Origin of the sequence: Streptomyces sp. NPDC059142 (genome assembly GCF_042755665.1) — a bacterium.
In the GTDB taxonomy this organism is placed as follows: domain Bacteria; phylum Actinomycetota; class Actinomycetes; order Streptomycetales; family Streptomycetaceae; genus Streptomyces.
Genome location: NZ_JBHZDA010000124.1, coordinates 11,762 through 17,909, shown reverse-complemented (window position 1 = coordinate 17,909; position 6,148 = coordinate 11,762). Strand labels below are relative to the sequence as shown.

Sequence of the window (6,148 nt, the reverse complement as noted above, 5' to 3'; positions counted from 1 at the left end):
TCTTCGGGTTCGCCGGCGCTGCGTCTTGCTGCACTTCCGGTGTCCGAGCGGCATCGTGAGGTGTTGCATCTGGTGCGTTCGCAGGTGGCCGCGGTCCTCGGGCACGGTTCGGCCGAGGCGATCGGTGCTGAACGGGCGTTCCAGGAGCTGGGGTTCGACTCGCTGGCCGCGACGGAGCTTCGTAACCACCTCAACACGCTCACCGGGCTGCGGCTCCCCGCGACCCTGGTCTTCGACCACCCCAACGCCCTCGCCGTCACCGAGGCCATCGAGGAGGAACTCGCCGCGGCCCACCCGGCCGCCGGAGCCGACGGCACCGGTGACGGCGCCGAGGACGGCGTCCGCCGGGCCCTGTCCTCCATCCCGGCCCGGCGCCTGCGGGACGCCGGCCTGATGGACACCCTGCTGGACCTCGCCGGGGACAGCGGCGGCCTCCCCGCCACCGACCGGGACGCCCTCCTGGCCTCCCTCGACGAGGAGGACGCCGCCGATCTCACCGGCACGGACGAGGACGGATCCGGTACGGACGCGCTCCGCGCCGCCCACGCCGAGACCGCCCGCCTGCGCCGCGACAACCGCAGGCTCACCGCGGCCCAGCACGAGCCCATCGCCATCGTCGGCATGGCCTGCCGCTACCCGGGCGGCATCGACTCGCCCGAGGACCTGTGGCGGCTCGTCACCTCCGGCGAGGACGCGATCGTGCCGTTCCCGCAGGACCGCGGCTGGGACCTGTCGATCCTGCGCGACCCCGAGTCGAACCACCCCGACGGCCTGTACGCCAGGGAGGGCGGCTTCCTCGACGGGGCGGCCGACTTCGACGCCGGGTTCTTCGGGATCTCGCCCCGTGAAGCCCTCGGCATGGACCCGCAGCAGCGCCTCGCGCTGGAGATGTCCTGGGAAGCCCTGGAGCGGGCCGGGATCGACCCGCACACCCTGAAGGGCAGCAGGACCGGTGTCTTCGCCGGTGTGATGTACCACGACTACCCCGGCAGCGACGGCAACGGCAGCGTCGTCACCGGCCGCGTCGCCTACAAGCTCGGGCTCGAAGGCCCCGCCGTCTCCGTCGACACGGCCTGCTCCTCCTCCCTCGTCGCCCTGCACCTCGCGGTGCAGGCGCTGCGGCAGGGCGAGTGCTCACTGGCCGTCACCGGCGGTGTCACCGTACTGTCGACGCCCGCGGTGTTCGCCGAGTTCGGGCGGCAGGGCGGTCTCGCCCCCGACGGGCGCTGCAAGTCGTTCGCCTCGGCGGCCGACGGCACCGGCTTCTCCGAAGGCGCCGGCTTCCTCGTCGTGGAACGGCTCTCCGACGCCGTACGCAACGGACACGAGGTGCTGGCCGTGGTCCGCGGCTCCGCCGTCAACCAGGACGGTGCGAGCAACGGGCTCACCGCGCCCAACGGGCCCTCCCAGCGCCGGGTCATCCGGCAGGCACTCGCCAACGCCCGGCTCGCGGCCGACCAGGTCGACGCGGTCGAGGCGCACGGCACCGGCACCACCCTGGGCGACCCGATCGAGGCGCAGGCGCTGCTGGCCACGTACGGTCAGGACCGGGCGGAGGACCGGCCGCTGCTGCTCGGCTCGATCAAGTCGAACATCGGGCACACGCAGGCCGCCGCCGGAGTCGCCGGTGTCATCAAGATGGTCCTGGCGCTGCGCAACGAAATGCTGCCCGCCACCCTCAACGTGGACGAGCCCAGCGACCAGGTCGACTGGACCACCGGTTCGGTGGAACTGCTCACCGAGGCCCGTGCGTGGACCGGTGCCGAGCGTCCGCGCCGGGCGGGGATCTCCTCCTTCGGCATCAGCGGCACCAACGCGCACATCATCGTCGAGCAGGCGCCCGCCACCGGCCGTCCGGCCGCGGAGCCCGACCGTCCCGGCCCCGACGCCCCCGCCGTCGACCCCGAAGGTCAGGCCCAGGTCCCGGCCCCGTTCGTCCCCTGGCTGCTCTCCGCCCGTGACCCGGGCGCCCTGCGCGCCCAGGCCGAGCGGCTGCACCGGTGGCTGGCGGCCGACAGCGCGGCGCGTCCCCTCGACGTCGCCTACTCCCTGGCCACCGGGCGGGCCCGCTTCGAACACCGGGTGGCCGTCACCGGCTCCAGCCGCGACGGCCTGCTGGCCGCGCTCGGAGCCGTGGCCCGCGGCGAGGAGCCCACGACCGGGGCCGGCGAGGGACTGCTCGCGCTGCTCTTCCCCGGACAGGGCTCCCAGCGTCTCGGCATGGGCCGCGACCTGTACGACCGGTTCCCGGTGTTCGCCGAGGCGTTCGACGCGGTCTGCGCCGGACTCGACGCGCACCTGGAGCGCCCGCTGCGCGAGGTGGTGTGGGGCGACGACCGGGCCGCCCTCGACAACACCGCCTACGCCCAGGCCGCGCTCTTCGCGCTCGGCGTCGCCCTGCACCGTCTGACCGCGTCCTGGGGCGTCACCCCGGACCTCGTGGCCGGGCACTCCATCGGTGAGATCACCGCCGCGCACGTCGCCGGGGTGTTCTCCCTCGCGGACGCCTGCGCCCTGGTCGCCGCACGCGGCCGGCTCATGGCGGCCCTGCCGGAGGGCGGCGCCATGGCCGCGATCGAGGCCACCGAGGACGAGGTGCTGCCGTACCTCACCGACGGGGTCTCCGTCGCCGCCGTCAACGGGCCGACGTCCCTCGTGGTGTCCGGGACCGCCGAGGACGTCGAGAAGATCAGCGCGATCCTGCGGGAACAGGGCCGGCGCACGACCGCGCTCCGCGTGTCGCACGCCTTCCACTCCCCGCTCATGGAACCGATGCTGGAGGAGTTCCGCGCGGTCGTCGCGGGGCTCTCCCCGCAGCCGCCCGTCCTCCCGGTCGTCTCCAACCTGACCGGTGCCACGGCGAGCGCCGAGGAACTTCGCTCCGCCGACTACTGGGTACGCCATGTCCGCGAGGCGGTCCGCTTCGCCGACGGCGTCACCACCCTGTACGCGGCCGGCGCGACCCGGTTCCTCGAACTCGGCCCGGACGGCGTCGCCTCCGCCATGGCCCGCGACTCGCTCCCCGAGGAGGCCGTCACGGTCGCCGCGCAGCGCCGCGGCGGGCCCGGCGACGAGGCGCTGGTGGACGCGCTGGCCCGGCTGCACGGACACGGCGTCGACGTCGACTGGGCCGCGTTCTTCGCGGGCCGCGGCGCCCGCACGACCGAACTGCCCACCTACGCCTTCCAGCGGCGCCGCTTCTGGCCCGAGGGAACGATGACGATGGGCGCCGGCGCGGAGGCCGCCGGGCTCGGGTCCGCCGATCACCCGCTGCTCGGCGGCGCGGTGGAAGTCGCCGGCACCGAAGGACACCTCTTCACCGGACGGCTCTCCCGGGGCAGCCACGGCTGGATCGCCGACCACCGGGTCATGGGCGCCGTCCTCGTCCCCGGCACCGCGCTGCTGGAACTCGCCGTACACGCCGGGAACGTCCTCGGCTGCGACCGGGTGGAGGAACTCACCCTCGCCGCGCCGCTGGTCCTGCCCGAGCGCGGCACCGTCCAGATCCAGGTCGGCGTCGGAGCCCCCGACGAGACCGGCCGGCGCACCGTCGGCGTCCACTCCCGGCCCGCGGACGACGCCGGAGCGCCCTGGACCTCGCACGCCGACGGCACCCTGGCGACCGTCCCCGCGGACGCCCCCGCCACCGTCTTCGACAGCGCGGTGTGGCCGCCCGAGCAGGCCGAACCGCTGGACATCGGCGGACTGTACGAGCGCTTCGAGGACGCCGGGTTCGTGTACGGGCCGGTCTTCCAGGGCCTGCGGGCCGCGTGGAGCCGGGACGGTGAGGTCTTCGCCGAAGCCGCCCTGCCCGACGGTACCGACGGCACCGCGTTCACCCTGCACCCCGCGCTGTTCGACGCCGGACTCCACGCCACCGCCCTGGCCGGGACCAACGGCGACGGGGGCGACGGCGAAGGGGCGGGCGGCAGCGTCCCGTTCTCCTGGAACGGGGTGTCCGTGCACGCGGTGGGCGCCTCCACGGTCCGGCTGCGGCTCTCCCGCGCCGACGACGGCACGCTCGCCATCGCCGTCGCCGACACCGCCGGCACCCTGGTCGCCGAGGTGGGCTCCCTGGTGACCCGCCCGATCTCCGCCGAACAGCTCGGCGGCGCCACAGCCGCGGGCCGCGACTCCCTGTTCACCCTCGACTGGGTGGCGGCCGGGGACGGCTCGGCACCGTCCGGCGGTACGACGGGACCGGTCACCGTGGTCGGCCCCGACGCGGCGCTGCTCGCCGGTGTCGACGCCCGTACGGTCGCCACGCCGGCGGACCTCGGCGACGAGGTGCCGCCCGTGGTGCTGCTGCCGGTCACCACCGACGGCGAGGGGGCGACGGCCGCGCACGCGGTGGCCTCCCGTGTCCTCGGGACGGTCCGCGACTGGCTCGGCGACGAACGGTTCGCCGGTGCCCGCCTGACGGTCGTCACCCGTGGCGCGACCGACGGCGCCTCCCCGGCGTCCGCCGCCGTGTGGGGCCTGATGCGCGCCGCCCAGGCGGAGCACCCCGACCGGTTCGGGCTCCTCGACCTGGAGCCCGGCACCGAGGTGCCCGCGATCCTGGACGCCGCCCTGGCCTCCGCCGAACCGCAGCTCGCGGTGCGCGGGGGACGGCTGCTCGCGCCCCGGCTGGTCCGGGCGGAGGCCCCCGCCGGGGACGTACCCGCCGAGGACGCGCCCGCGGTCTGGGACCCGCGGGGCACCGTCCTGGTCACCGGTGGCACCGGCGGCCTCGGTGCCGCCGTCGCCCGCCACCTGGTCGACGAGCACGGCGTCCGCAGCCTGCTCCTGGTCAGCCGGCGCGGACCGGCCGCCGAGGGCGCCGGTGAACTCGCCGCCGCCCTGGAGGAGTCGGGCGCCCGGGTCACCGTCGCCGCCTGCGACGTCGGCGACCGGACGGCCCTCGACGCGCTGCTCGCGGACATCCCCGCCGACCGGCCGCTGCGCGCCGTGATCCACGCGGCGGGCGTCCTGGACGACGGAGTCGTCGACTCCCTCACCCCGGAACGGCTGGCGCGCGTCCTGCGGCCCAAGGCGGACGCCGCCTGGCATCTGCACGAGGCGACCGCCGGACTCGGACTCGACGCGTTCGTGCTGTTCTCCTCCGTGGCCGGCACGCTCGGCAGCGCGGGACAGGCCAACTACGCGGCGGGCAACGCCTTCCTCGACGCCCTCGCCCAGCACCGCCGGGAGCGCGGGCTGTCCGCGGTGTCGCTCGCCTGGGGTCCCTGGACCCGCGGCAGCGGCATGACCGGGGAGCTGAGCGAGGCGGACATCGCCCGGATGGGCCGGGCGGGCATGCCCCCGATGACCCCCGAACAGGGCCTCGCCCTCTTCGACTCGGTCACCGGCACCGCCCAGTACGGTCCGGCTCTGCTGCCGGTACGGCTCGACCTCGGCGCGCTGCGCTCGCTGGGCGAAGTACCGCCGCTGTTCCGGTCGCTGATCCGGGTCCCGGCCCGGCGGACCGCCTCCGCCGGGGGCGCCGCGGCGGTCGCCGACCTCACCGCGCGCCTCGCCGGGCTCACCCCCGCCGAGGGCGCCGAGGTCCTGCTGGACCTGGTACGTGGCCAGATCGCGACCGTGCTGGGCCATGCGGAACTGGCCGACGTCGAACCGACCCGTGCCTTCCAGGACCTCGGGTTCGACTCGCTGACCTCGGTGGAACTGCGCAACCGGCTCGGCGCCCTCATCGGCGTACGGCTGCCGGCCACCCTGCTGTTCGACTACCCGACCCCCAGCGAACTCGTCGCCCACCTGTACGCCAAGGTGGCCCCGGCGCCGACCGAGGGTCCTGAGGCGGTCCTGAGCGAACTGGACCGGCTGGAGAAGGCGTTCTCCGGCGTCGAGGTCGGAGCCGAACTCTTCGACCAGGTGGCGGGACGGCTGGAGGTCCTGCGCAGCAAGTGGCAGTCCCTGCGCGCCGAGTCCCTCGCCGGATCCGGGGAGACCCCGGGGGAGGAGGAGTCCTTCGACTTCGACTCCGCTTCCGACGAGGACATGTTCGACATGCTCGACAACGAACTGGGCCGCGACTGACGGCCGCCCGCCGACAGCAGACCCCGGGGGGGGGGGGGGGGGGCGCCCCGGCCCCGCCCCAGTTGACGCCACGCGGCGACCCCGCGGCGGGGGGGTGAACCAGGGGCCC

The 6,148-nt window shown here is 75.4% G+C and carries 1 pseudogene; it reads left to right on the top strand.

Annotation, left to right across the window (positions count from 1 at the left end):
- Nucleotides 1-132: 132 nt before the first annotated feature.
- Nucleotides 133-6,039: pseudogene (locus ACFXPK_RS29760) on the top strand (SDR family NAD(P)-dependent oxidoreductase); the annotation flags it as partial.
- Nucleotides 6,040-6,148: the final 109 nt, after the last annotated feature.